We start from the raw sequence: 24,535 nt of genomic DNA, 5'->3' as shown, positions 1-24,535 counted from the left end.
CACTCTAAAGCAGGGAACGGGTATGACGAACCTTATCAATCAAAACAGTGGCGGCATAGTCTATTTCCGCCTCTGTAGTCATGCGCCCGATGCCAATACGCAGGGTTGATTCCAGCTGCTTTTTGTTCAGGCCCAGGGCCTGAAGCACATGAGACGGGCCAACCTTGACCGTAGAACAGGCCGATCCACTTGAGACCGCAATGTCCCGGAGTTCGGCGATCAGTACATCGCTTTTCACACCGTCAAATGTCAGGCTGAGATTGCCCGGCCAGCGTTGGGTTTCATGGCCGTTCAGCTTCACTCCCTCCAGCGCCTGGAATAGCCTGTTCTTCAGTTTTCTGGACAATTTGTCGGCATGCTGCATGTCCTGTTCCATTTCCCTTTCAGCCAACGCCGCAGCGTGCCCGAGACCCGCACATAATGCCGGGGAGAGAGTCCCGGAACGCAATCCTTTTTCCTGCCCTCCCCCATTGAGTAAGGGCAGCAGGGGAACTTCCGGTTCCTGGCGGATATAAAGTGCCCCGATGCCTTTGGGACCATAAAATTTATGGCCGGAAATGCTAAGCAGGTCAATATGCATGCGGTTCACGTCGAGGGGAATTTTGCCGACAGCCTGTGCGGCGTCTGTATGAAAAAGAACCCCTTTTTCACGACAAAGCGCCCCGATATGGGCAATGTCCTGAACGACACCGATCTCGTTATTTACGGCCATAACAGACACCAGGGAGGTTTTATCGGTGATACTGTCCCTAAGGTGGTCAAGATCCACAAGACCGTCCTTATCAACCGGCAGATAGGTGACATCGAATCCGCCCTGTTCCAGCGCCCGGCAGCTTTCCAGCACACATTTATGTTCGGTTGCGACCGTGATGACATGGGTCCGCTGCGGATACCCGGCATACGCAGCCCCTTTGATGGCGAGGTTGTTGGACTCAGTCGCGCCTGAGGTAAAAATCAGGGAGTCGCTTTCTGCACCAATCAGGCGGGCAAGGTCAATCCGTGCCTTTTCCACACCGGCCTCCGCTTCCCATCCAAAACTGTGATTGATGCTGTGCGGATTGCCGAATTTATCGGTGAGATACGGCAGCATGCTGTCCAGCACCCGCCTGTCCAGCGGTGTTGTTGCCTGATAATCCAGATAAATCGGCAGCTTCGGTGTATTGCTCATGAGGCTTTTTTTATCTTCCGGTCATAAAGGCGACACCAGCTTTTGACGAAACGCTCGATGTCCTCGCGGGTGGTGGCCCAGCCGAGACTGAGGCGCAGAGTAGAGGCGGCTTCTTCCGGTGTGCCGCCCATCGCGGTGATCACATGGGATGATTTGACCTTGCCTGAGGAACAGGCCGAGCCTGCACTAACACAGAGACCGTCCAGGTCAAAGGCCATCACCTGGGTTTCGCTGTTCACACCGGGCATCAGAATGGAAGAGACTGTGGGCAGCCGTTCAGACTCCGCGCCAAAAATTTTTGCATCCGGAGCATGGCTAAGCAGTATTTGCTCCATTTCGTCACGCCATTCTCTGATTTCAGCAGCTTTTTGCAGGGATCGGGGCACCAGACTGACGGCTTTGGCAAAACCGGCAATGCCGGCAATATTTTCTGTGCCGGAGCGCCGTCCGACTTCCTGCCCGCCGCCCTGAATCAATGGAAGGATGTCGAGTTTTTCCCAGGCAATCAGGGCACCAACCCCTTGGGGGCCACCAACCTTATGGGCCGACAGGGACATCATATCCACACCCAGCGCGCGAAAATCCACAGGCACCTTACCCAATGCCTGAATGGCGTCCGTATGAAACAGCGCCCCATGGTCATGAACCATTTCGGCCAGTGCGGCAATGTCCTGAAGAACACCGGTTTCATTATTAGCCAGCATGATGCTGACCACTGTGGGGGCCTCGCTTTTGTCCAACAGTTGTTGCAGGATGTCGCGACGCACATATCCCTTGTGATCCAAGGGCAGGATTTCCACTTCTCCTGCAAATGTCCTGGCCACTTCAAGAACGGAATCATGCTCTGCTGCGGAAATAATCAGCCGTTTTGCGCCAGAGGCTTTAAGCGCAATATTATTGGCTTCGGTGCCGCCGCTGGTAAAGGTGATCATCTGTGGCCGGCAATTCAGCATATCGGCAATGATCTGTCGGGATTTTTCGAGTCTCGCCTTGGCCGCCCGCCCCGCAGCATGAACTGAAGAGGCATTCCCCCCCTCGGCAAGGACTTTTGCGACCTCTTCAATAACTTCGGGATAGACCGGCGCCGTGGCGTTATAGTCGAGATAAACCCGTCTGGACGTCATGATCCTGTCAGTCTTTGGTAGAAGATGTTTTAATTTTTTTACCGGATTGTTTCGAGCTTTTGCCGTCTAAGCGTGCGGTGAGCAAGATATTTTCCGCTTCCAGGTCGGCCACTTCCTTTTCCAGTTCCTCAAGTCGGGACCGGAGGCCACACACCATGTCAAAGATACCATCCAAGGAACGGGCTATGGGGTCGGGAATATCATCCGTGGGCAGCCCATAGGCGCAGAAATCTTCCACTTTTCTTTCACGCGGGGGTTGGACGACTTTGGCGGGAATGCCAACGACGGTGGCGGATTCCGGCACGGGTTTGATAACAACAGCGTTTGACCCCACACGCGCGCCCTTGCCAATGGTGATCGGTCCCAGAACCTTGGCCCCTGCCCCCACAATAACCCCTTCTTCTAGGGTCGGGTGACGTTTGCCTTTTTCCAGGGATGTTCCTCCAAGGGTCACGCCCTGATAGAGTGTGACATTATCGCCCACTTCGGCGGTCTCCCCAATGACAACCCCCATGCCATGATCAATGAAGACGCCTTTGCCGATTTTGGCGCCGGGATGAATTTCGATGCCAGTAAACAAACGCCCTAGATGAGAAAGGATACGCCCCAATGTATGAAAACCTTTTTCCCAGAACCAGTGTGCCAGCCGATAGAAGGCAAGTGCGTGAATGCCGGGATAGGCAAACAGGGCTTCAACTTTGGATCTTGCCGCAGGATCACGTTCCATTGCGACGCTGATATCATGGCGCAGGTTGTCAAACATGGTCATCATCCAAATCTCAGCTTGCCCTTTTTGCCTGCTTTTGTGCTATAAAAAACACGGAATCACCGGGGCTTGCCTGTCAGGTTAAGTGAATATGCTAATTCATATCATATAGGTCTGGCAAGTAATGGCGTCAAGGTCTTGTAGAGGCCCCAAATGATTGTATATTCTTTGAAGTTAATTGTTTAAACCTGTGAGGAAAACAATCCAATTATGCCTGATGTAATATTTAACGGTCCGGATGGCCGGCTCGAGGGCAAGTATCACCCCGGTAAAGGGGACAATGCCCCCATTGCGCTGATATTGCATTCTGATCCGCAGTTTGGCGGAAATATGAACAACAAGATTTCCTATTATCAGTATCATTCCTTTGCCCGGCGAGGCTTTGCAGTCTTGCGGTTTAACTTTCGCGGTGTGGGCCGGAGCCAGGGTGAATTTGATAATGGGGTCGGAGAGTTGAGTGACGCGGCGGCGGCGCTCGACTGGTTGCAATCCTTTAACCGTGATGCCTCAAGTTGCTGGATCGCTGGATTTTCTTTCGGGGCCTGGATCGCTATGCAGCTCTTGATGCGGCGTCCGGAAATCGAAGGCTTTTTATCGGTCTCTCCGCCAGCCAATCTTTATGATTTCAGTTTCCTGGCCCCCTGCCCCTCTTCCGGTCTGATCATTCAGGGGACCGCTGACAGGGTGGTTTCGGAAGTTGCCGTGCAGAAACTGGTGGACAAGCTGCAAACCCAGAAAGGCATCACTATTGATTATGAAAAAGTGGAAGGCGCGGATCATTTTTATGAAAACCATCACGCCCCGCTTGTTCAGAAAATTGATGCCTATCTGACAAAACGCTTGGGCTATTAAGCCGTCTTTTGAAGAAAGACGATGACATACCCCTCTGTGCACCAAACAGCCTAGAGTGAATGGGTCAACCTATTCACAATTCACTCTAACAGGCGGGATAATGAATAACCCCTCCCGGGGACGGTTCGGCAACGCCGGTTGTTCCCGGGAAAGAAATGGGCAGGTCCTTCAGCTTGCGCACCGCCATATAAGCAAAGGCTTCTGCTTCGATAAAGTCACCCTGTGCGCCCAATTCCTCAATCAAATGAACCGTCCCCAGCAGCCTTTTGCGCAGCATATCCATAATTACGGGATTATGCCGGCCGCCGCCACACACATACCAGTTTTCGGGAATCGAAGGACATAAACCTTCTGCGGCTTTTACCGTTTCCACCGTGAAGGCGCATAAGGTGGCCGCGCCGTCTTCCACGGATAGGCCGTCAAGGCCTGGAACTTCAAACATATTGCGATCCAGGGATTTGGGGGGAGGTGCCGTGAAATAGTCATGCGCCATCCAGCTTTCAAGCAGGGCCTGATCCACTTTGCCGGTAACGGAAATGGCGCCGTCCTGGTCAAAGCTGTTGCCGGTGTGTTTGTGGATCCAGTCATTGAGCAGCGCATTGCCCGGTCCTGTGTCAAAAGCCAGAAGCTCTTCAGGTCTCCGGTCCGGCGGAATCCAGGTAAGATTGGTTACACCGCCGATATTGAGCAGCGCCAGGGACTTGTCACGCTGTTTCCGGCGACAGGCCAGCGCCAAATGATAGATCGGTGCCAGCGGCGCCCCCTGCCCGCCCAGCGACATATCCCGGCTTCTAAAGTCATTAACCACGGGAATCTGTAACCGGTTGGCCAGTTGCTCCCCTTTACCGATCTGCCAGGTCCAGCCGGCTTCGGGTTTATGCAACAATGTTTGCCCATGAAACCCAATCACATCCAGCTTTTTCCAGGACAGCTTGTTTTCAACCATTAATTTTTGAAGTGCCGTCTGATGATGGTCGGTCAGAACAACCTCGAGCTTGTTAATGGTCATATCGTCTTTGACGGGTTCTCCGTAAAGGGCTGCCCGGCCAATTCCTTCACGGATCAGATTTTGGAAATCCTGATCATACGGGACATGAACCGGCTTGCCATAAGGCTCGACGTCATATCCATCGGTTAGCACCAGGGCAGCATCAATGCCATCCAGCGATGTGCCGCTCATCAGCCCAGCCGCCAGAATTTTATCGGGATTTATTTCTGTGCTTCCGGCCTGATCCGGCCTGCCCCGTATTATCTCTTTCTGGTCCATAAAGTTTCCGTTTATTTTCTCAACTGACTTATGCTACATGAAGCCCAGCGTAAGCGAAACTCTAAACTGGATATGGCAGTAAACGATCATGAGCGAGAATTTGGATAATTTTACCCCCCGGTCCTCCTTTCTGAACATCATGAAGGAACGGGGCTATATTCACCAATGTACGGATCCTGAAGGATTGGATGCAAAGCTTCTTGAAGGAATCGTGCCCGCTTATATCGGTTTTGACTGCACGGCCAGAAGCCTGCATGTGGGCTCTTTGGTTCAGATCATGATGTTGCGTCATCTGCAAAAATCAGGACACAAACCCATAGTTCTCCTGGGCGGCGGCACCACCCGGATCGGGGACCCCACCGGCCGGGATGAATCCCGCGCCATGCTCACCGATGAACAGATTCAGGAGAATATGGACGGTATCCGCAAGGTGTTTGAAAAATACATCACGTTTGGCGATGGCCCGACCGACGCCATTATGATCAATAATGCGGACTGGTTGGATAAACTGAATTATATCGAGTTTTTGCGGGACATGGGAGTTCATTTCACAATCAACCGCATGCTCAGTTTCGAGAGCGTCAGACTGCGCCTCGAGCGGGAAAACCCCATGACCTTTCTGGAATTCAACTACATGATATTGCAGGCCTATGATTTTCTGGAGCTGTACCGGAAATACGGGTGTCTGTTGCAGATGGGCGGATCCGATCAGTGGGGGAACATCGTTAATGGCGTTGAGTTGACCCGCCGTGTGGACCGGGCGGAAGTATACGGCCTCACCACACCGCTGGTGACCCTGGCCAATGGCCAGAAAATGGGAAAAACCCTGGGGGGGGCCGTGTGGCTCAATGACGATATGTTGTCTCCCTATGAATACTGGCAGTTCTGGCGTAATGCGGATGATGCCGATGTGGGACGTTTTCTGCGGTTGTTCACGGAGCTGCCGCTGGAGGAAATTGAACGGCTGGAACGGCTTGAAGGCGCTGAAATCAACGACGCCAAAAAAATTCTGGCCAATGAAGCGACCACCCTGTGTCACGGTCCCGATGCCGCCCGCCTGGCAGCGGAAACGGCGCGCAAGGCCTTTGAAGAGAAGTCGCTGGCGGCGGATCTTCCAAAGGTGGGCATTGAGCGAACTCGGCTTGAGGAAGGCGTGCCGTTCAGCGAGCTGTTCGTGTTGGCCGGTCTTGCGAAATCCAAAGGCGAAACACGGCGCCTGGTCCAGGGCGGCGGGGCACGTCTGAATGATGAAAGGGTTGAAGATGCGGAACTGTTGATCACACTGGGGCACCTGAATCCGCAAGGGTCAATCAAACTGTCGGCCGGGAAAAAACGTCATATTCTGGTGGTTCCCGAATAGGTTCCGTTTTTTCCTGCTCTTCGTCATTTCCATACCGGCGGAAATCCAGTCTAAACAGAAACCCTCCCGACCGTCGGGAGGGTTTTATTATCATGGTCCTTCTATTTCCCCCTTATTCACATCGGGGGAGATGTCCTGCAATTCCTCGGCCTCCTCCCGTAGGGTTTTTTTCTTGCCACCTTCAAAGACTTTGAAGATATTTCGCAAAATACCGGGAGCCAGGGCGGCCAGAGGGTTAACGTCTATGGTTACATTATCCATGGTGCCCGACATACGGTAAGTGGCAGCGAAGACGCCCTGATCCTTACCTCCGGTGAGGATCGCCCCCACCAGTGGAATGTTACTCAGTAGCGAATTGATGCCATAGGCCGGCACGATGGTTCCGCTCAGACTCACCTCATTATAGGTCTGGTCCACACTGCCGGACAAGGTCATGCCCAGCATATTGCCCTTTGCGGTGCCGTTACTGATTTCCAGAATGCCATTATATTGACGGAACTCCATTTCAAAATCGTCGAATTTCAGACCCTCTTTTTTAAGTTCCTCGCGAGCCTTGGCGAACTTTTCTTCGGTCAGGAGCTGGGCAAAGCCGGGAGAATCAACCACCTTGAAGTCTTTCACCCTGGTTTTCCCGCCAATGGAAATGCCATCGTCATGGCGTATGAAGTCTGCTTTGAGTTCCATTTTGCCGCCGGCCCCCAGCTTAAAAATGCCAAATCCGCGCAGGGCTTCTCCGGCATCATTGCTTGTCACATTCAATATCCGGTCTTCCGGCCCGGGAATCAGTGTAACCTCAACATATTTTTCTTCTTCTGACTGTGCTGCGCCAGCCCATTTGGCGTGGAATTTCACATCGCGAAAATCATTTCCAGCGTAGCGAACCTTCAGATCGGCCCGATCCAGAACAACACCATTCTTGGCCTTAACCTTGCCGAAGACACCTGTCAGGTCAAAATCCGGCAAAGAAAGTGTCTCCGAAGAGGGACCGGAGGAAACCATCATGTCAATCAGCGCAGTGGCATCAAACTGTGGCGCTTCCAGGGTAGCCAGATAGTTTTGTTTTTCTGCGTTCCACATCATCTCGAAAGAAAGGTTGGTATCCACCATCACAAGTTTCGGTATGGCAAAATGCACGGTCTGATCTTCTACCAACAGCATTTCCGCCGTCGCGCGCAAGCTGTTGGAGGTTAAAGAGATGTCCTTGATGCGCAACATTTCCCGTTCGCCGAAATCCAATCGGAAAGAGGCTGTGGCGGGCGTGTCTTTTTCCTTGATCCAACCTAGGGGTGGAAAGACGGTTCGGGGTCTTGTCAGATTGATTTCGCCCTCACCGGCGGTCAGTTTGGCTCCCCGACCGGACAATTTTAATTGTATTTCGGCGGGACCCTCGACAAAAGCTTCGAAAGGCAGATGAAAAGCGTCCCAGTCTGATCCGTTCAGCTCGCCGGTGATCTGGTAGAAGGTGGGGGCCTCACTGGCACTGCTCTTGAAGGTTTCCCGCCAGAGTGCGGTAAACTTTACGCCGTTAAGAAGAATATCTCCTGTGGCCTCAAGTTCGTCACCGTTGACAAACAGGTCAATCTCACCATCAGTGATGGACAGGCTGTCGGAAAGTTGAGGAATGGACAAGGCATTCACTGTCGCTTTGACATCAAAATCCACATCTTTTAGGGCAAGGTCCCGGATCAGTGGGAAATCAAGGCGTAATAGCGCCTCCGCCTGGCCGGTGATGCTACCTTCTTCGATGCCGTATTTTCCGGGATAGCCTAACGGATCATGATCAATAATCCTGAGAATCGATTCCAGTCGCCCGGATAGGGGAATGGTCATATGAGCCTGGGCCGCCCCCTTCTGGTCAATATCACTGAAAAGAAGCCGGGCGTCATGAACCAGAACGTCGTCAATATATCCCTGATCGGCGATAAGATTAAAACGAGACAATGTGAGTTCCGCCCGGCCGGACACAGTCTTCAAAAACGGCATGGGTCTGAGATAATGCGCGTCGATACCCTCAAAATCGAAATTAAAGGAAAATATCGTTTCAGGCAGCCTTTCCTGATCCCACATTTCCGGCCGGATATCAATTTCAACGGCACCTTGAGTCACGATCCCCGCATCAATATTCCGTTTGATCCAGCTTCGCGCCCCCTCTGCGAGCCCCTCGGGCCAGTAAGTTTTTAATCGGGTAAAAGGCATATGTTCTACGGTTGTATCAAGAATAATACCGGGCCGGTCCATTGTGCCATACAGCAGGCCGTCGCCTTTCAGATGAATCTGATCCAGATCCAGTCTGAACTGGTCTATAAACAGTGTCTGTTCTGCCCCCGCATAATGGCCGCTGATAATTGCCTGATTCAGGGCAACCGGGGTATCATAAAGCCTGCCCGGGTTGATGGTCCCCTCCCCGCTTTCCAGTTCAAAAACCACACTCCCCAAATTGAGGTCCCGCGTGATTTCCACATCAATTATGCCATTCAGGGGCACATTCTGCGCGTGAAGTTCCCGTAACCCTTCTATGCCCGCAGAAAACCTGGAGGGGTTGAAGCCGGAAAATCGCAGCTGGATAATGCCGTCTTGACGTCTGTTGCTGTGAGCGAGGGAAAGATGCAGGGTCATTAGATCATCGGCTGTCAAGTCTCGCGCTTCCGCGCGCAGCAGATCACCTTCAAGAATGGCCACAAGGCCATCTTCGGCCCGCCTCATGTCAAGCACGGCATTGGGAATTTCCCAGCTGTTACCGGAACGTTCATCCAGAATGGCGATGTGGGTATCCCGGAAGATCACTTCTTTCAAGTAACCCGCCGGTTTTGCTGGGTCAGGAGAAGAAAGCAGCTCCCGTGTAAGGCGTGGCAACAATCGGGGGCTGTTTTGGAAATCATTCAGAATTTTTTGAAGTCGACGCTCAAAAGGTTCCGCATCCTGGTTGTTCCATATCTCCCGGGGCAGTATCATCTCGAAACTCAGGCTGGAAAATTCAGCCGATACCGGCGCCAAAACACCCCGCAACAAGCCTAAAGCGCTGAACTGGATACCGGCTTGGGGAATATTCAGCGCCAGGCCGTTTGTGGTATCTTTAAGGGACAAGTCCAGAAAACGGATTTCCAGTCCGGCTGTATCATAATATTTATCGGACGCCGGACGCCAGGTCAGAACGACATCCCGAAAATCATATTCCAGGTCGGTGCTGCTGCTGGCCAGCGCTTTTTTCAGATAGGGCCCCGCCCAGTCAAAAGCCACGGGTCCAAGGCTGATCCGCCAGACAAAAACCAGCAGTAAAACGGCCATGAGAGCGAACAACAAAGACAAAATTTTCAGAGTCGTTGACGGATGTCGCAAAATATTTCTCTTTTTATCCGGACGTTTTTATCGTTAATATTGACCCCATGCCCCTCCCTGGGGCAACAGATTTATTTTTCAAGATAACCACTTCACCATGATATCCACCATGCCAGGCTTTCCACTTCCCTATGACCCACAGGCCGCCGAGACCAAACTCTCGGACTATAAACAGATTTGCCTTGACCGGGGATTAACGGATTGTGCCGCTATATTCAACAGCGAAGAAAAAATCTCTCTTCTGAAAGCCATATTCGGCAACAGCCCCTATTTGTCTTCACTGATATTGCGGATGCCGGATTTTGCGCTCAATCTGTTTTTAACCCCCCCTGAAAAAACTCTGGACGCCATTAAGGCAGAATTTCTGGATCCTTTGCCCGGGGTGACGGAACTTTCCGTCCTAATGAAAAATCTGCGCCTCGCCAAAGCACAGGTGGCTTTGGTGACGGCCTATGCCGATCTGGCCGGCCTGTGGCCACTGGAGAAAGTTACAGAAACCCTGAGCACTTTTGCCGAACAGGCCCTTTCGCTGGCGACCGCTCACCTGGTTCGGGCCGCCATGCTCAAAGGGGACCTGGCCCCGCCTGACGGCATAGATCTGGATGATGAAACCCGGGCGGATGAAAATTTGGTCAGGGAATGTGGCTTTACCATTCTAGGTATGGGCAAACTTGGCGGGCGGGAGCTCAATTATTCCAGCGATATTGATCTGATTGTACTGTTTGATCAGGATGTGATCCGTTATACCGGCCGCAAGACCCCCAATGACCTGTTTATCAGAATGACCCAGTCTCTGGTCCGGATCATGCAGGAAAGAACCGCCGACGGATATGTTTTCCGCACAGATCTCAGGCTGCGGCCTGACCCCGGAGCCACGCCGGTGGCGATTTCCATGGCGGCAGCAGAAGCCTATTACCAAAGTGTCGGCCTCAACTGGGAACGGGCGGCAATGATCAAGGCCCGTCCCGTTGCCGGCGATCTTCAGGCAGGGTATGATTTTTTACAACGAATCCGTGGTTTTGTCTGGCGGAAACATCTGGATTTTGCTGCCATTGAGGATATTCAGGCGATTAAGAAACTGATCCACAAACATCATAAACACGGAGATATTCTTCTGGCTGGACAGGATATCAAACTAGGCCCCGGCGGTATTCGGGAGATCGAATTCTATGCTCAGATCCACCAGCTTATTTCCGGAGGCCGGGAACCAACCCTTCGGGTGGCGCCAACCCGACCGGCGCTTCAGGCGCTCGTTGAAGCAGGACACCTTTCTGCGGAAGACAATGAAGTGCTGCAGCAGGCCTATGTTTATTTCCGGCAATTGGAACACCGCCTGCAGATGATCAATGATGACCAGACCCATATGATCCCCGAACGGGAGGCGGATATCAGGCGCATTGCCTGTTTTATGGGATTTGAGGAACTGAACGAGTTTGAGCAGGTCACCCTTGGGCATCTTCGTCAAGTGCATACTCTTTTTGTCGATCTTCTTAAAGACAGCCGTCAGAGTGAGAACGAGGCCGGCGATAATCTGTTGTCATTCCCCCCAGACGAATATCACCCTGATACATTGCAGGTAATCGAAAACTATGGATTTCAGGACGTCAAGGGCTGCTATGAAATGATGCAAAACTGGCTGCTTGGTCGGTATCGGGCGTGCCGTACGGACCGGGCCCGGTCCATATTGCATCGGTTAATTCCCAATATTCTGGAGGCCTTCGCCAATAGCGCGGATCCGGACGGCAGTTTGCGCAAGTTTAATGATTTTCTGGCCAAACTGCCCTCCGGCGTGCAGCTGTTCTCCTTTATCAAAGCGCATCCCTGGTTATTGGAACTTTTGGCGGAAATCATGGGGATGGCCCCTTCACTGGCCGAACTTCTGGCCCGTCGCCCGTTGCTTTTGGATGCGGTGCTGAATGCTGATTTTTTTGATTCTCAGCCCGACAGTCATGCGCTGGAAAACAGTCTTGACGAACAGCTTGGCACAGCGCGGGACTTTCAAGATGTGCTGGATATTGCCCGTAAATGGGCAAATGAACAGAAGTTCCAGATTGGCGTTCAGATTTTGCGCAATACCATTGGTGTCACTGAGGCCGGAGAAGCCCTCACCCGTATTGCAGAAGTGGTTATCGCCCGGATGCTGGAAGAAACCAGCAAGGAATTCGCCCGCAAGCACGGCGTCATCAAAGATGCTTCTTTTGCTGTACTGGCGATGGGAAAAATGGGGGGGCGGGAACTGACCACCACATCCGATCTGGACATGGTGTTTATTTATGACTGCCCCGATCCGGGAGCTTTTTCGGACGGGAAAAAATCACTCAGTCTTAATCATTATTATGCCCGATTCAGCCAGAACTTTATCAACGCTATCACCGCCATGACGGCGGAGGGCACGTTATATGAGATTGACATGCGTCTGCGCCCTTCGGGGAATGCGGGACCTATCGCAGTAACCCTGGAAACTTTTGAGGAATATCAGGAAAGCAAAGCCTGGACCTGGGAACATATGGCCTTGAGCCGGGCCCGGGTCATCGCCGGCTCCGCGAATCTCAAGGTCAAAATTGACAAAGCCATTACCCGTATTCTGTCTCATAAAAACCGTGAGCAGGATAATCTGCTGTTCGAGGTGGCAAAAATGCGCAACCGCTTGCGCGAGGAATTTGGGACGGACAATATCTGGGCCATCAAACATACCCGGGGGGCTTGGTCGACATTGAGTTTATTTGCCAGTATCTTCTGCTCAAACATGCGGCGGACAAGCCGGATATTCTGGCCGTACATCTAGTGGATTTCATGGACAATCTGTCAGCAGCTGGTCTTATGGCGCCGGAGACGGCGCAAAAGCTCAAAGAAATCACATTGCTGCAACAAACGGTACAGATGCTGCTGCGTCTATGTGTAGGCAGCGCGTCGCGCAGTGAAGATAAACCCCGTGCCCTGCAACAGCTTTTGCTGAAACGCACGGGATGCGGATCCATGAAAGAACTGGAAGAAAACTTGCGCCAGGCCCAGGATTTTGTTTTTAATCTTTATCAGGAAATGATTGGCAAACCGGCGGCGGAAATGGTACCACCGGACCCGGTGACGCCGCTGGGCAATCCTGTGACATGAATGTAATGAAAAACAGTTAAATGATGAGGACCTGTTGCGATGCTGGAAGTTGGACAGAAGGCCCCTGATTTCACCGCCCCCGACGAAACGGGACAAACGGTATCTTTGGTGGATTTTGCCGGAAAGAATGTGGTGCTGTATTTTTACCCCAAAGACAGCACCCCGGGATGTACAACCGAAGCCAAGGATTTTTCGGCCCTGAAAGATCAGTTTGAGGCGCAAAATGCTGTGATCCTTGGGGTTTCCAAAGACAGCATTAAACGTCATCAGAATTTTATCGCCAAACAGGATCTGAAGGTAAAACTGCTGTCTGATGAGCAGGGCACCCTGTGTGAGGATTACGGGGTGTGGGTCCTGAAAAAACTCTATGGCCGGGAATATATGGGCATTGAGCGCACGACGTTTCTGATTGATGCGGACGGGATCATTCGCAATATCTGGCGTAAGGTCAAGGTGAAAGGTCATGCCCAGGAGGTTCTGGACACGCTGAAGGCGCTCTGAATTTTTAACAATGACTGATCCAGAAAATATCGGGGCGGCCGCGTGCCGGGTATTGCGTACGACGGATGCCACACAAAAAGCGCAAGTCAGTCGCCATATGGCCAATCTGTGGCAGACGGGAAAGCTTGATTTTGGGCCCCGGGCGTTTCCCGATGATCGTCCTGCCCGCCCGCCCAAACCGGAGCTGAGACTTCCCAGAGAAATGCCCAAACGAGGCAAAGGCGGCAGTCTGGAGAACCGGATTGCCCTGCTCCATGCCGTGGCTCACATCGAACTTAACGCCATTGATCTGGCTTGGGATCTGGTGGCACGGTTTTCCCATGTTATGCCGCGCCCCTTCACGGATGACTGGGTGCGCATCGGCGATGATGAAGCCCGCCATTTTATGATGATTGAGGAACGGTTGCGGGCTCTTGGCGCTTTTTACGGTGCCCTGCCCGCTCATGACGGGCTGTGGCAGGCTGCCTATGATACCCGCCATGATCTGATGGCGCGGTTGGCGATTGTGCCCCTGGTCCTGGAGGCCCGGGGGCTGGATGTGACGCCGGCCATGATTCGACGTCTGGAGAGATTTAACGATGCTAAGAGCGCAGCGGCCCTTAAAGTCATTTATGAAGAAGAAGTCAGTCATGTCAGGGCGGGATGGGTCTGGTTCACTTATCTTTGTGAGCAGGACGGTGTTTGCCCCAAAAAACAATACCATCATCTGGTCAAAACCCATTTCAAAGGCGCCCTGAAACCGCCGTTTAACACGGCGGCGCGTGATGCGGCCGGTTTGCAGGAAGAATTTTATCTGCCGCTTTCGCGGAATTGATATTTAAAAACCGTTGCATTATTTTACCTTTTGGTATGAAATGCGGCGTATAAAATAAGGACTCTAACAAGATTAGGCTCAAAATACGGGGCAAATGAACAGGGCCAGCAAACAGAGGAAGAAACCATTCGAGAGTTTGCCAAAAAGCTGAGAGAGTTAAGCGCCAGATATTTTCCTGAACGCCAGATGTATTTCAGGACCAATGGCGTCGTTCGTTTTGTCACCCTCTCTGAACGCACACAGCTTTTGATCGCAGCCGGCCTTTTCGGTCTGGCCTGCTGGCTTGTTTTCGCCTCTGTTTTTGTCACAATGGAATCCAAAATCCTTGCCGCCAAGGATGCAGAAGTGCGTGAAGCTCTGCGCCAGTATGAACTGATGGAACAACAGTTTAATACCCTCAAGTCCGATATTGAGGAAACGGCTCGCAACCTTGAACAACGGCAAATTTATCTTCAGCAGCTGATGGAAACGGAAAAAGCCCTGGGGATCCTGCCCATGCAGGAGACATTGGAAGGACAGGGGCAAGAGCATGACCCCCAATTGCCTGCTGGCGAGGAAAATACCGAACAGACAATTTCCTTTGAGTTCGGCTCCCCGCACCAGGAAGCTGAGTTTGCCGCGCGCAACGAAGAACTGCGTGACCTGAGCTTTAACCTGAAACGCCTGGAGCAACAGCAGCGTAATTTTGCGGAAGTCATGATTCGAAAAATCGCCGCCAAGCTTGATTATATTGATAAAACGCTGGAAAAGTCGGGGGTGCCCAGCGATAGGCTCATCGAAGTCATCAAGGACCGCCCTTCCCTCCTGGCGGAGGCGCCCGTCCTGTCCGGTCAGGGCGGCCCGCTGATCGTATTTTCGGATCATATTGATGCGGAAATGTTGCCGGATGAGCCCTTTGCCCGGTTGCAAGCGCATTACAACCGTCTTATTGATCTGGAAGCTGCAATCCAAAACATGCCGGTCACCAAGCCAGTACGTAAATATTATATTTCCAGCGGTTTCGGCGTGCGCAAGGACCCATTCAAGAAGACCTGGGCGCGCCATTACGGCGTGGATATGGCAGGATGGTGGAAAACCCCCATCTATGCCACAGCCGCCGGCGTGGTGACCAAGGCCGGGCGCAACGGCGCCTATGGCAATTTTATCGAAATTGATCACGGAAACGGATTTAAGTCACGATATGGCCATCTTTCGAAGATAAAGGTGAAACGTGGCCAGCAGGTTTCCATGGATCAGGAAATCGGACTGATGGGCAGCACCGGACGCAGCACCAGTCCGCATCTCCACTATGAAATCTGGTTTAACGGCAAGGCTATCAACCCTTTGAAGCTATTCAAGGCAGCAGAAGATGTTCTCAAGATCCAACGACAAGACTACGACAGACGTTCCACAAGTTAACGAAGTGAGAAATATGAAACCAGCCCCCAATTCCGCTCCCTCTATCATCGGTTCAGATGTAACCATTTCCGGCGACATTACCACACATGGTGAAATACAGCTTGATGGTACCGTCGAAGGAGATGTGAGAAGCGATTCCCTGACTATCGGGGAGCATGGCGCCGTGAACGGGTCCGTCATTGCCAATAATGTGATTATCAAAGGGGCGGTCTCCGGCCAGATCAAAGGGCGTAATATCCGCCTTGAAAAAACCGCCAAGGTCAAAGGCGATATTATGCATGAGACCCTGAGCGTGGAAGCCGGCGCGTTTATCGAAGGCAATTTGAGCCATAAGGAAAACCCGGTGCAGGCCGGGAATGTTAGCCCCAAAACAACAGATCCCAAAGTCAAGCCTCTGGAAGGCAAACCGGCTGAGCAGAAAAGCGCTTAAACGTATTACTTAAAGTGAGATATTAAAAAGCCCTCCCCAATGCAGGAGAGGGCTTTTTGTTGTTTTGATTTCTGACTTTTCCATATGTAACCAGAAATTCGCGCCTCAGCAATCACACCTCAATCAATGTCTTCGACCTCTTTGGTGGTGCCATGCACACGGGCGGCAAGAGCGGCCGTAAGGAACGGGTCAAGATCTCCATCCAATACCTTGTCGGGCTGCCCGCTCTCGACGCCAGTGCGCAAGTCCTTGACCATCTGGTAAGGCTGCAACACGTAAGACCGCAGCTGATGCCCCCAGCCGATTTCGGTTTTGGCGGCGTTTTCCGCATTGGCGGCCTCTTCGCGCCGTTGCAACTCGGCTTCGTACAAACGGGCTTTCAGCATAGCCATCGCCGTAGCGCGGTTTTTGTGCTGGGACCGATCGTTTTGACACTGGACCACGATATTGGTTGGGATATGGGTGATACGCACCGCACTGTCTGTGGTGTTCACATGCTGTCCGCCGGCGCCTGAAGCCCGGTATGTATCAATACGCAGGTCGCTTTCATTGATTTCAATGTCAATATTATCATCCACCACGGGATAAACCCAGACGCTGGCAAAGCTGGTATGGCGGCGGGCATTGGAATCATACGGTGAAATACGCACCAGCCGATGCACGCCGCTTTCGGTTTTCAGCCAGCCATAGGCATTTTCGCCTTTGATCAGCAAGGTGGCCGACTTGATTCCAGCCTCTTCGCCGGCGTGATATTCGATCACCTCCACCTTGAAGCCATGCTGTTCGGCCCAACGGGTATACATGCGCAACAACATGCTGGCCCAGTCCTGGCTTTCCGTACCGCCGGCGCCGGAATGGATTTCCAGATAGGTATCATTGCTGTCGGCCTCACCGCTGAGCAGGGTTTGGAATTCCAGTTCCCCAGCCCTTTCCGTCAGCTTTTCGATGGCTTTTTCGGCTTCGGCAACCACCTCTTCGTCGCCTTCCATTTCGCCCAGTTCAATAAGCTCAATATTATCATTGAGCTCCTGTTCCACCTCACGGCATAGGGATATGGCCTGATCCAGTTTTGTGCGTTCCTGCATCAGTTTCTGGGCATTGTCAGGATTGTCCCAGAGATTGGGGTCTTCGGCGAGCGCGTTTAACTCTTCCAGTCTGTCAAGGGCGACATCCCAGTCAAAGATGCCTCCTCAGCAGTGCGAGAGACTGCTTGATTTTGTCAACATGATGTTGGGTTTCGGCTTTCATTTTTTTCGACTCTTTTTTAACTACTACGTCTATAGGTCTTATATTTCAAAGAGTTAGTAAATCCCACCGGTCCCGGTGGTGATTTTTGTCTTTGTTTGCACCAGAGAATTTAATCCGTCAAGAACTTCTGCATTTTTTGTGGGAAAAGTCCCCTGTCGGAAAGCTTCGAGGATTGTATTCTTTTCCCCGGCCTGAGCCAAAAGTCCGGTTTTGGGGTTGACGCGGACCAGCCGTACCCCGGGGGGACGCGGAACGGAATGGGGGGAGCGTCCTGAAGCGCGGCTTTCATGAAATCCCGGAAAATAGGTACGGCAATGCTGGACCCTTCTTCACCCCGCCCCAGGGAGCGTGGTGTATCAAAACCGGCAAAGACCCCCACGACCAGGTCCGGGGAAAATCCGATAAACCAGGCATCGAAACTGTCATTCGATGTGCCGGTTTTTCCCGCCAGCGGACGGCCCAGGGCCCGGATCCGTATCCCGGTGCCCCGCTGTACCACTCCTTCCAGCATGGAAACAAGTTGATAAGCGGTCACTTCATCCAGAACACGTTTGCGCTGGTCCGGCAGCTTGGGTTCTTCCTGCCAGCGCCATTCCTGGGCGAGGCAGTTGGGACACGGGCGCTGATCATGCCGGAAAATGGTTTCTCCCCAACGATCCTGAATTTTGTCAATCAGGGTCGGGGTGATTTTCTTGCCACCATTGACAATCATGCCGTAGGCCGCGGTAAGACGCATCAATGTTGTCTCCCCTGCGCCCAGTGCCATGGACAGCATGGGTTTTAAGCGCGGATTAATGCCCATGCGGCTGGCAATGTCCACGATGCCGTCCATTTTGATGTATTGGGCCAGGCGCACGGTCATCAGGTTGCGGGATTTTTCAAGCCCCAGCCGCAGGGTGCTCGGGCCATAAAATTTATCGCTGGAATTTTTGGGTTTCCATTTGCCAAGCCCATGGCCCTGCTCCATCACAAAGGGGGCATCCAGGATCAGGCTTGAGGGCGTGAACCCTTTGTCCAGAGCAACAGCATAAACAAACGGTTTGAAGGCACTACCCGGCTGGCGCATGGCCTGTGTGGCGCGGTTATATTCACTCAGGCGATAATCAAAACCGCCTGACATGGCGAGCACTCGTCCGGTGTGGGGGTCCATGGCTACAATGGCGCCGTTGATTTCGGGAATCTGCCGCAAACCATAAGTCCCGAAGGGCGCATTTTCGTCTTTTTTATCTCTCCCGGCATCGGAACGGACCGGTTCCACAATAATCACATCACCGGGCGTCAAAACTTCGGTCACGGCCTTGATTTTCGGGCCGAGATATTCGCCTTTCAGCCACCGGCGAGCCCATTTGACTTCTTCCAGGGGGATTACGCCCAAAGTGCCGTCCCGGGTCAGGATAGACGCCTCGGTCTTCGTGACCTCACGGACCACCGCAAGCTGCCAGCTGTCCATCCCCAGGGACACCTCCATTTTGTTTAGTTCCGCCAGCCAATCGTCGGAGGCGCCAAGACGCCGCAGGGGGCCTTTATACCCGTGACGACGATCATAAGCGATGAGGCCCTTTTTCAGTTCACGTTCGGCAATGGCCTGAAGACGGGGGGAAAGCGTGGTGCGCACAAACAGTCCGCCGCCATACAGTTCCTTGTCCCCATAAAGACTTTTCAGTTCGCGCCTGACTTCTTCAGTAAAATATTCCGCCTTGAAAATGTTAGTTTTTTGCGGCTTTTGAATAACCAGAGGCTTGGCTTTGGCCGCCCTGGCTTCCTCTTCTGTGATGTATCCCTCTTCGGCCATTCGGTTTAGCACCCAGTTGCGCCGCCCCACAGCCGCCTCATAATTGCGTACCGGGTGGTAATTGTTGGGGGCTTTGGGCAAGGCCGCCAGATATGCCATTTCCTCAAGCGCCAATTCATCCAGCGCCTTGTTGAAATAATACAGACTGGCGGCGGCCACCCCATATGATCCTGCACCCAGGTAAATTTCGTTTAGATAAAGTTCGAGAATTTTGTCTTTGCTGAAAGCGCGCTCGATACGATAGGCAAGGATGGCCTCCTTGATCTTGCGCTCATAACTGATCACTCCCGATAGCAGGAAGTTTTTGGCCACCTGTTGGGTGATGGTAGAGGCGCCCACAGGTCGGCGATCAGACAGGCTGTTTTTGATGTTAACCAGAACGGCCCGCATCAGCCCGAGATAATCTATACCGCCATGGGTATAGAAATTTTTATCCTCGGCAGACAAATAAGCCTGGATCAGTTTGGGGGGAATAGCAGAAATCGGCACAAACAGACGTTTCTGGCGGGCATATTCGGCAAGCAAACTTCCATCGCCGGCATAAATGCGGCTCACGACCGGCGGCTCATAATCGGCCAGCTGATGGTAATCCGGCAATTCCCGTCCATAGGTCGTCAGAATATATATCCCGATCCCCGCGGCCAGAATTGATCCCAGAAGAATCAAAGCCGTCGTAGCCCCAAGCAGGTTGATCCAGAATTTTTTGCTTTTTAACATACTAGTCAAGCATAATCCTATGCATCATCACCAGGCTCTAAATAAATCACCCGGTTCAAATCCTGAGTTGACCCTAATTCGCGAATATGTCAGCTCTATGGCCATTATGGCCAATATGATTTTAACTCCCCCTTTGGCCGGGAACTTACCAGATTGTTCGCCTCTGGCAAAGTATAGGACACAGTCTAATAAGCAACAAAGTTTTTCTGAAAATAACGGTCAATGGCCCGCACCAAAGACCGAGCGATATTTTGTTGCGTTTCCTTCTGCATCAGCAGACGGGCGTCCGTTTCATTGGTGAGATAGCCCAGTTCGATCAAGACGGAAGGCACATCCAGCCCCTTGAGAACTGCCAGATTGGCGGTGCGGTGCGGGCGGGTGCGCACGGTGACCACGCGTTTTAACTGGGGTACGATTTCTGCGGCCAGACGACTTGACAAATTCATGGTTTCCCGTTGCAGAAGATCAATCAGAATGGTTTGCACCTCATCGGTTTCGGCCTCCAGGTCGATGCCCGCGATAATATCCGATTTGTTTTCCCGTCGAGCTAGGGCAGCGGCCTCGCGGTCTGAGGCTTTTTCCGACAACGTATAAACCGTCGCCCCCCTCACTCGCCTATCCTTAATGGCATCGGCATGGATGGAAATAAACAGATCGGCCTGATGGACATGGGCGATCCTGGGGCGGGCCCGCAGATTGAGGAAAATATCCCGATCCCGGGTCAGGATCACCTCATAGCGCCCGGTTCTTTCCAATTCTCTTTTTAGGGCCTGGGCGGCAAAAAGAGTTACAGTCTTTTCCGGGTATTTGGTTTTGCCGGGAATACCCAAATTGCCGGGGTCGTGTCCACCATGGCCGGGGTCAATCACAATCAGCTTTTTTTGGCGCTGGGCGCGGATATCATCCACAATGTCTTCGGGTGGGCGTGTGGCCACTGTCTTTTTGATGGGCGTAGGTTTCCTCACTCCGGCAACAAAATTTTTTACACTGGTTTTTTTCAAATCAATGACCAGGCGGTGCGGATATTTACCTTTGGGCGGCAGGATAAAGGCTTTGTCCACCTTAACCGGGGCGGTAACGTCAAGCACAATACGCGAGGTGCCGGGTTTGAACAGGCCATAACGATACCGGTCGATCAGCCCTTCCCCTTCGTTTCCCCCCGGGCCGATTTTCCAGTCCACCTCATCAAGATCAACAACCACCCGGTTGGGATCTGCCAGCGTAAATATGGAAAATCCAACTTTACCAGTCAGTTCGAGAACAAAACGGGTGCGGGTCTGGTTGCTTCCGATCCGCGCTTCTGTCACTTCGGGAATGGCGGCCTGCGCCGGTGCAGAAAACCCTGTCACCCCCCCAGATGCGCCAGGATTAGCAAAACCAGAATCTTCATTCTGTAAAAACGCATTTTCTGCCCGATACTTAATGTGATGTTGGTCCATTCTGACTGTTAGTTTTAATATAAAATGCCGTTGGTCTAAAGTTTTTTCGTCGTTTTAAATATTCCCTATTGTATAGGGCGAAAGTGAGGATTATGTTAAACCATGTCAATTTGGGACTCCTGTAGATGTCATTGAACATTCTGGGAACGCTGCCAAATGACATGATATGTTCCCGCCAAAGAGGAATTTCAGGTGACTGTATTCCTTAACGGCGCTGTCGGCATGACAGACCGCCGAGTGCGGGACAACAATGTTTTAATAAAACATAACACAGTTAAGAACACATGATTTTTAGTGTACACAGACACAGAAACGACAGGGAACAGCAGGCCTCTTTTACATCATTAAGGCCCCTCTCCCTGTTCTCCGGGCTCCACTGGCCGGGGTATGCTGTGGACACAGTTTTTCCCAATCAAAAATATAACAGCACAAGACCAGCACGCTTGCGGAACCCCTTGTTTCAGCCAAGCTTGAGCGGTCTTTGCGATGGAGTACATTTTAATGCCGATACGTATGTTAATCGATGCATCACACGAAGAAGAGACCCGTGTGGCCATCGTTCGTGGAAACCGAGTGGAGGAGTTCGATTATGAGTCCGCCGCTCGCAAACCCCTTAAAGGAAACATCTATCTTGCCAAGGTAACCCGGGTTGAGCCGTCACTGCAGGCCGCTTTTGTTGATTATGGCGGCAATCGTCACGGTTTTCTGGCATTTAGCGAAATTCACCCTGACTATTACCAGATTCCGGTCGCAGACCGACAGGCCCTGATCGCCGAAGAATCGGAAGCCAACGCCGATATCCTTGAGCAGGATGTGGCGGACACGGAAACGCCTGCTGGTGACACTGGCGCGGCATTAGACTCCGATGGCGCCAAAACCATTTCCGAGGATACGGAAAACGATGAAAACGGCGCGGACCCGGACGAGGCCGAAATCGTCGAATCCCTACACGAAGATGACGAAGAAGAAGAAGCCCGGATCCGCCTGCAAATGGCGCGGCGGCTGCGACGCAAATACAAAATCCAGGAAGTTATCAAAAAACGTCAAGTAATCCTGGTTCAGGTGGTCAAAGAAGAACGGGGCAACAAGGGGGCGGCGCTGACCACTTATTTGTCTTTGCCTGGGCGGTATTGTGTTTTGATGCCCAATACGCTCCATGGCGGCGGCGTGAGTCGGAAGATTTCCAGCGCCAAGGACCGCAAGCGTCTGAAAACCCTGCTGGCTGAACTCAATATGCCCGAAGGCATGGCGTGTATTATTCGTACAGCCGGATACAACCGGACCAAGCTGGAAATCAAGCGCGATTATGATTATCTGAATCGGATGTGGCAAGGGATCAGGGATCTGACCCTGAAGTCCATCGCCCCGGCGCTGATTTATGAAGAAGGTAACCTAATCAAGCGCAGTATCCGTGACCTCTATACCCGTGAGATCGACGAAGTGCTGGTGGAAGGGGAAAACGGCTACAGAACGGCAAAGGATTTTATGAAACTCCTGATGCCAAGCCATGCCAAGAAGGTCAAGCATTATCAGGATACAATCCCGTTGTTTCAGCGCTTCCAGGTGGAGAACCATCTGGACTCCATGTATAACCCCACTGTCCAGCTTAGGTCGGGTGGGTATATTGTCATTAATCCTACGGAGGCGCTGGTTTCCATTGATGTGAACTCCGGCAAGGCCACCAAAGAACACAATATCGAGGAAACGGCGACCAAGACCAATCTGGAAGCAGCCGAAGAAATTGCCCGACAGCTGCGCCTCAGGGATATGGCCGGGCTGATTGTCATCGACTTCATTGATATGGAGGACCGTGGCAATATCCGTGCTGTGGAACGGAAAATGAAAGAATGCCTGAAAGCCGATCGCGCCCGCATTCAGGTCGGTCGGATCAGCAGCTTTGGGCTGATGGAAATGTCCCGGCAGCGTCTGCGGCCCGGTGTTCTTGAATCCAGCACCCGCGTTTGCCCCCATTGTGAAGGCATTGGCACCATTCGTTCCGTTGATTCCCAGGCGTTGCATATCATCCGGGTTATCGAAGAAGAAGGGATCCGCAACCGCAGCAGCAGTATTGTGGTTTATCTGCCGGCCGATGTGGCCATCTACCTTCTGAATAATAAACGCCAGCAACTTCTTGAACTGGAAAACCGCTATGGCTTCTCCATCGGAATTTCCATTGACGAAAGTCTGACAGAAAATGGCTATCGTCTGGAACGCACAGATGGCGGCGCCATGAAGACCGAAGCGCGGAACTCCCTGCAGCTTGGAGCTGCGGTGCCCACACCTACTCTGGCGGATGTGAGTGAAGAGGATGTAAGCCGCAGTGAAGAAGAAGGCGACCAGCAACCCAAACGCCGTCGCAAGCGGCGTTCCCGCAGACGGAGCCGTAAGGATAAAGCTGCTGCCGTCGAGATGAAGGAAACTCAGGAACAGCCGGCTCAGGACGAGACTTCAGCTGAGAAAGAAAAAATCAGCGATCCGGAAACCGCTTCAGCGGAGGTGACCTCTGAGGAAACCGTTCAGGAGGATACTGCCCCTAAAAGCGAGAAACGGTCCCGCCGTCGTTCTTCCCGCGCCCGGAAAAAGGCCGAGGTGAGTGAGGAAAAACCGCAGATAGAAGAAGGGGGAGAGGATACGGGGGCCGAAAAAACGGCTCTGGCAGAAGCCCCAACTGTGGAAGAAACGGAAAAAGCCGAAGAAACAAAACCGGCAGAAGAGGAAAAACCCAAACGCCGCCGCCGTCCCCGTCGCACAAAGACAGCGGCCAAAAGCACTGAACCTGACTCTCAGGAGGCGGCTATTGCAAATGCGCCTTCTGAAGAGAAGGGGGCAGAGCAACAGCCGATGGCGGCACCCGAAAAGGACGCCGACCAAAGTGAACGCGAACGGGATAAGGAGAAAGAACAGGTCGATGCCCCCTCACCTGCGGCAGAAGGAGCCGAAGCCGAGACACCTTCCCCAACTCCGTCTCCTTATGTCAATGTCATCGAAGTGGGTAAGGATACCAAAGAAGACAAGAAAAAGTCCGGTTCTGGTAAAAAAGGATGGTGGCAGCGCGCCTTTGGTGATTGAAAGAAACGGTTTTTCTCTTAAATATAAGGCCCGGACATTTTCGGGCCTTATTTTTTTACATAAGATTTCCGACAAGGATGTTGTTCATCCGGCATACAGGAAAGTCCTTTATTCTGAGAAATCAGGCTTTTCATTTGACGCTG

At 52.4% G+C, this 24,535-nt stretch carries 16 protein-coding genes and 1 pseudogene; 9 read left to right on the top strand and 8 right to left on the bottom strand.

The features are described 5' to 3' along the window. Positions 1 to 10 precede the first annotated feature (10 nt). The 3 genes and pseudogenes from FE788_RS07170 to cysE form a co-directional block, all read right to left on the bottom strand. Positions 11 to 1,168, bottom strand: a pseudogene (locus FE788_RS07170) (cysteine desulfurase family protein); the annotation flags it as partial. Further along, the gene (locus FE788_RS07165) at positions 1,165 to 2,292 is read right to left on the bottom strand and encodes a cysteine desulfurase family protein (protein WP_138379985.1); all 1,128 of its coding nucleotides are present in this window, start codon (positions 2,290 to 2,292) and stop codon (positions 1,165 to 1,167) included. The gene FE788_RS07165 and the pseudogene FE788_RS07170, both read right to left, overlap by 4 nt. 7 nt (positions 2,293 to 2,299) lie before the next feature. Continuing rightward, entirely contained in the window at positions 2,300 to 3,064 is a 765-nt protein-coding gene (cysE, locus tag FE788_RS07160) for a serine O-acetyltransferase (RefSeq protein WP_210413805.1), read from the bottom strand. Between the two features lie 204 nt (positions 3,065 to 3,268). On the opposite strand from cysE, the gene FE788_RS07155 reads away from it, so the two are divergent. Continuing rightward, positions 3,269 to 3,910 carry an alpha/beta hydrolase gene (locus FE788_RS07155; protein ID WP_138379984.1) on the top strand — a complete coding sequence of 214 codons (642 nt, stop codon included), beginning with the start codon at positions 3,269 to 3,271 and terminating at the stop codon, positions 3,908 to 3,910. An 85-nt stretch (positions 3,911 to 3,995) separates the two neighbouring features. Here the strand turns inward: FE788_RS07155 and FE788_RS07150 are convergent, their stop codons facing one another. Next, complete coding sequence (locus tag FE788_RS07150; protein WP_138379983.1) at positions 3,996 to 5,177, bottom strand: anhydro-N-acetylmuramic acid kinase; 1,182 nt, start codon at positions 5,175 to 5,177, stop codon at positions 3,996 to 3,998. Positions 5,178 to 5,265: 88 nt separating this feature from the next. Between FE788_RS07150 and tyrS the strand changes: the two genes are divergently transcribed. After that, complete coding sequence (gene tyrS, locus FE788_RS07145) at positions 5,266 to 6,537, top strand: tyrosine--tRNA ligase (protein WP_138379982.1); 1,272 nt, start codon at positions 5,266 to 5,268, stop codon at positions 6,535 to 6,537. 90 nt (positions 6,538 to 6,627) lie between these two features. Here the strand turns inward: tyrS and FE788_RS07140 are convergent, their stop codons facing one another. Continuing rightward, entirely contained in the window at positions 6,628 to 9,822 is a 3,195-nt protein-coding gene (locus FE788_RS07140) for a YhdP family protein (protein WP_138379981.1), read from the bottom strand. A gap of 160 nt (positions 9,823 to 9,982) precedes the next feature. On the opposite strand from FE788_RS07140, the gene FE788_RS07135 reads away from it, so the two are divergent. From FE788_RS07135 to FE788_RS07110, 6 genes are read left to right on the top strand one after another with little or no spacing between them, the layout of a single operon-like run. Continuing rightward, on the top strand, positions 9,983 to 12,658 hold the full coding sequence (locus FE788_RS07135) for a bifunctional [glutamine synthetase] adenylyltransferase/[glutamine synthetase]-adenylyl-L-tyrosine phosphorylase (RefSeq protein ID WP_168190315.1): 2,676 nt from the start codon (positions 9,983 to 9,985) through the stop codon (positions 12,656 to 12,658). After that, complete coding sequence (locus FE788_RS07130; protein WP_168190314.1) at positions 12,577 to 12,984, top strand: hypothetical protein; 408 nt, start codon at positions 12,577 to 12,579, stop codon at positions 12,982 to 12,984. Before FE788_RS07135 ends, FE788_RS07130 begins: the two co-directional genes overlap by 82 nt. Before the next feature lie 39 nt (positions 12,985 to 13,023). Further along, positions 13,024 to 13,485, top strand: coding sequence for a thioredoxin-dependent thiol peroxidase (bcp, locus tag FE788_RS07125; protein ID WP_138379978.1), 462 nt, complete (start codon positions 13,024 to 13,026; stop codon positions 13,483 to 13,485). 10 nt (positions 13,486 to 13,495) lie between these two features. Further along, positions 13,496 to 14,299, top strand: coding sequence for a ferritin-like domain-containing protein (locus tag FE788_RS07120; RefSeq protein ID WP_138379977.1), 804 nt, complete (start codon positions 13,496 to 13,498; stop codon positions 14,297 to 14,299). A gap of 54 nt (positions 14,300 to 14,353) precedes the next feature. After that, on the top strand, positions 14,354 to 15,697 hold the full coding sequence (locus tag FE788_RS07115) for a peptidoglycan DD-metalloendopeptidase family protein (RefSeq protein WP_342779558.1): 1,344 nt from the start codon (positions 14,354 to 14,356) through the stop codon (positions 15,695 to 15,697). Positions 15,698 to 15,710: 13 nt separating this feature from the next. After that, entirely contained in the window at positions 15,711 to 16,127 is a 417-nt protein-coding gene (locus tag FE788_RS07110) for a bactofilin family protein (RefSeq protein ID WP_168190313.1), read from the top strand. 119 nt (positions 16,128 to 16,246) lie between these two features. Here the strand turns inward: FE788_RS07110 and prfB are convergent. From prfB to FE788_RS07095, 3 genes are all read right to left on the bottom strand, one after another. Further along, positions 16,247 to 17,375 (bottom strand): peptide chain release factor 2 gene (gene prfB, locus FE788_RS07105; protein ID WP_138379974.1). Its coding sequence is split into 2 segments (ribosomal slippage): positions 16,247 to 17,305 and positions 17,307 to 17,375, totalling 1,128 coding nucleotides; the frame shifts between segments, so codons are not numbered across the junction. Positions 17,376 to 17,484: 109 nt separating this feature from the next. Then, complete coding sequence (locus FE788_RS07100; RefSeq protein WP_210414190.1) at positions 17,485 to 19,884, bottom strand: penicillin-binding protein 1A; 2,400 nt, start codon at positions 19,882 to 19,884, stop codon at positions 17,485 to 17,487. A gap of 185 nt (positions 19,885 to 20,069) precedes the next feature. Next, complete coding sequence (locus tag FE788_RS07095) at positions 20,070 to 21,233, bottom strand: N-acetylmuramoyl-L-alanine amidase (protein WP_210414189.1); 1,164 nt, start codon at positions 21,231 to 21,233, stop codon at positions 20,070 to 20,072. A gap of 591 nt (positions 21,234 to 21,824) precedes the next feature. Between FE788_RS07095 and FE788_RS07090 the strand changes: the two genes are divergently transcribed. Further along, positions 21,825 to 24,392, top strand: a complete 2,568-nt coding sequence (locus tag FE788_RS07090) for an Rne/Rng family ribonuclease (protein WP_138379972.1) — start codon at positions 21,825 to 21,827, stop codon at positions 24,390 to 24,392. Positions 24,393 to 24,535: the final 143 nt, after the last annotated feature.

Source organism: Luteithermobacter gelatinilyticus (assembly GCF_005849285.1).
GTDB classification, from domain to species: domain Bacteria; phylum Pseudomonadota; class Alphaproteobacteria; order Sphingomonadales; family Emcibacteraceae; genus Luteithermobacter; species Luteithermobacter gelatinilyticus.
The sequence above is the reverse complement of the archived record's forward strand: the minus strand, read 5'-3'. Positions and strand labels throughout refer to the sequence as shown.

Coding starts and splice junctions, on each gene's coding strand:
- FE788_RS07150 (WP_138379983.1), bottom strand. CDS start 5,177: ATGGACCAGAAAGAGATAATACGGGGCAGGCCGGATCAGGCCGGAAGC.
- FE788_RS07110 (WP_168190313.1), top strand. CDS start 15,711: ATGAAACCAGCCCCCAATTCCGCTCCCTCTATCATCGGTTCAGATGTA.
- FE788_RS07135 (WP_168190315.1), top strand. CDS start 9,983: ATGCCAGGCTTTCCACTTCCCTATGACCCACAGGCCGCCGAGACCAAA.
- FE788_RS07140 (WP_138379981.1), bottom strand. CDS start 9,822: ATGGCCGTTTTACTGCTGGTTTTTGTCTGGCGGATCAGCCTTGGACCC.
- bcp (WP_138379978.1), top strand. CDS start 13,024: ATGCTGGAAGTTGGACAGAAGGCCCCTGATTTCACCGCCCCCGACGAA.
- FE788_RS07165 (WP_138379985.1), bottom strand. CDS start 2,292: ATGACGTCCAGACGGGTTTATCTCGACTATAACGCCACGGCGCCGGTC.
- FE788_RS07090 (WP_138379972.1), top strand. CDS start 21,825: ATGCCGATACGTATGTTAATCGATGCATCACACGAAGAAGAGACCCGT.
- tyrS (WP_138379982.1), top strand. CDS start 5,266: ATGAGCGAGAATTTGGATAATTTTACCCCCCGGTCCTCCTTTCTGAAC.
- FE788_RS07100 (WP_210414190.1), bottom strand. CDS start 19,884: ATGTTAAAAAGCAAAAAATTCTGGATCAACCTGCTTGGGGCTACGACG.
- FE788_RS07120 (WP_138379977.1), top strand. CDS start 13,496: ATGACTGATCCAGAAAATATCGGGGCGGCCGCGTGCCGGGTATTGCGT.
- FE788_RS07155 (WP_138379984.1), top strand. CDS start 3,269: ATGCCTGATGTAATATTTAACGGTCCGGATGGCCGGCTCGAGGGCAAG.
- cysE (WP_210413805.1), bottom strand. CDS start 3,064: ATGATGACCATGTTTGACAACCTGCGCCATGATATCAGCGTCGCAATG.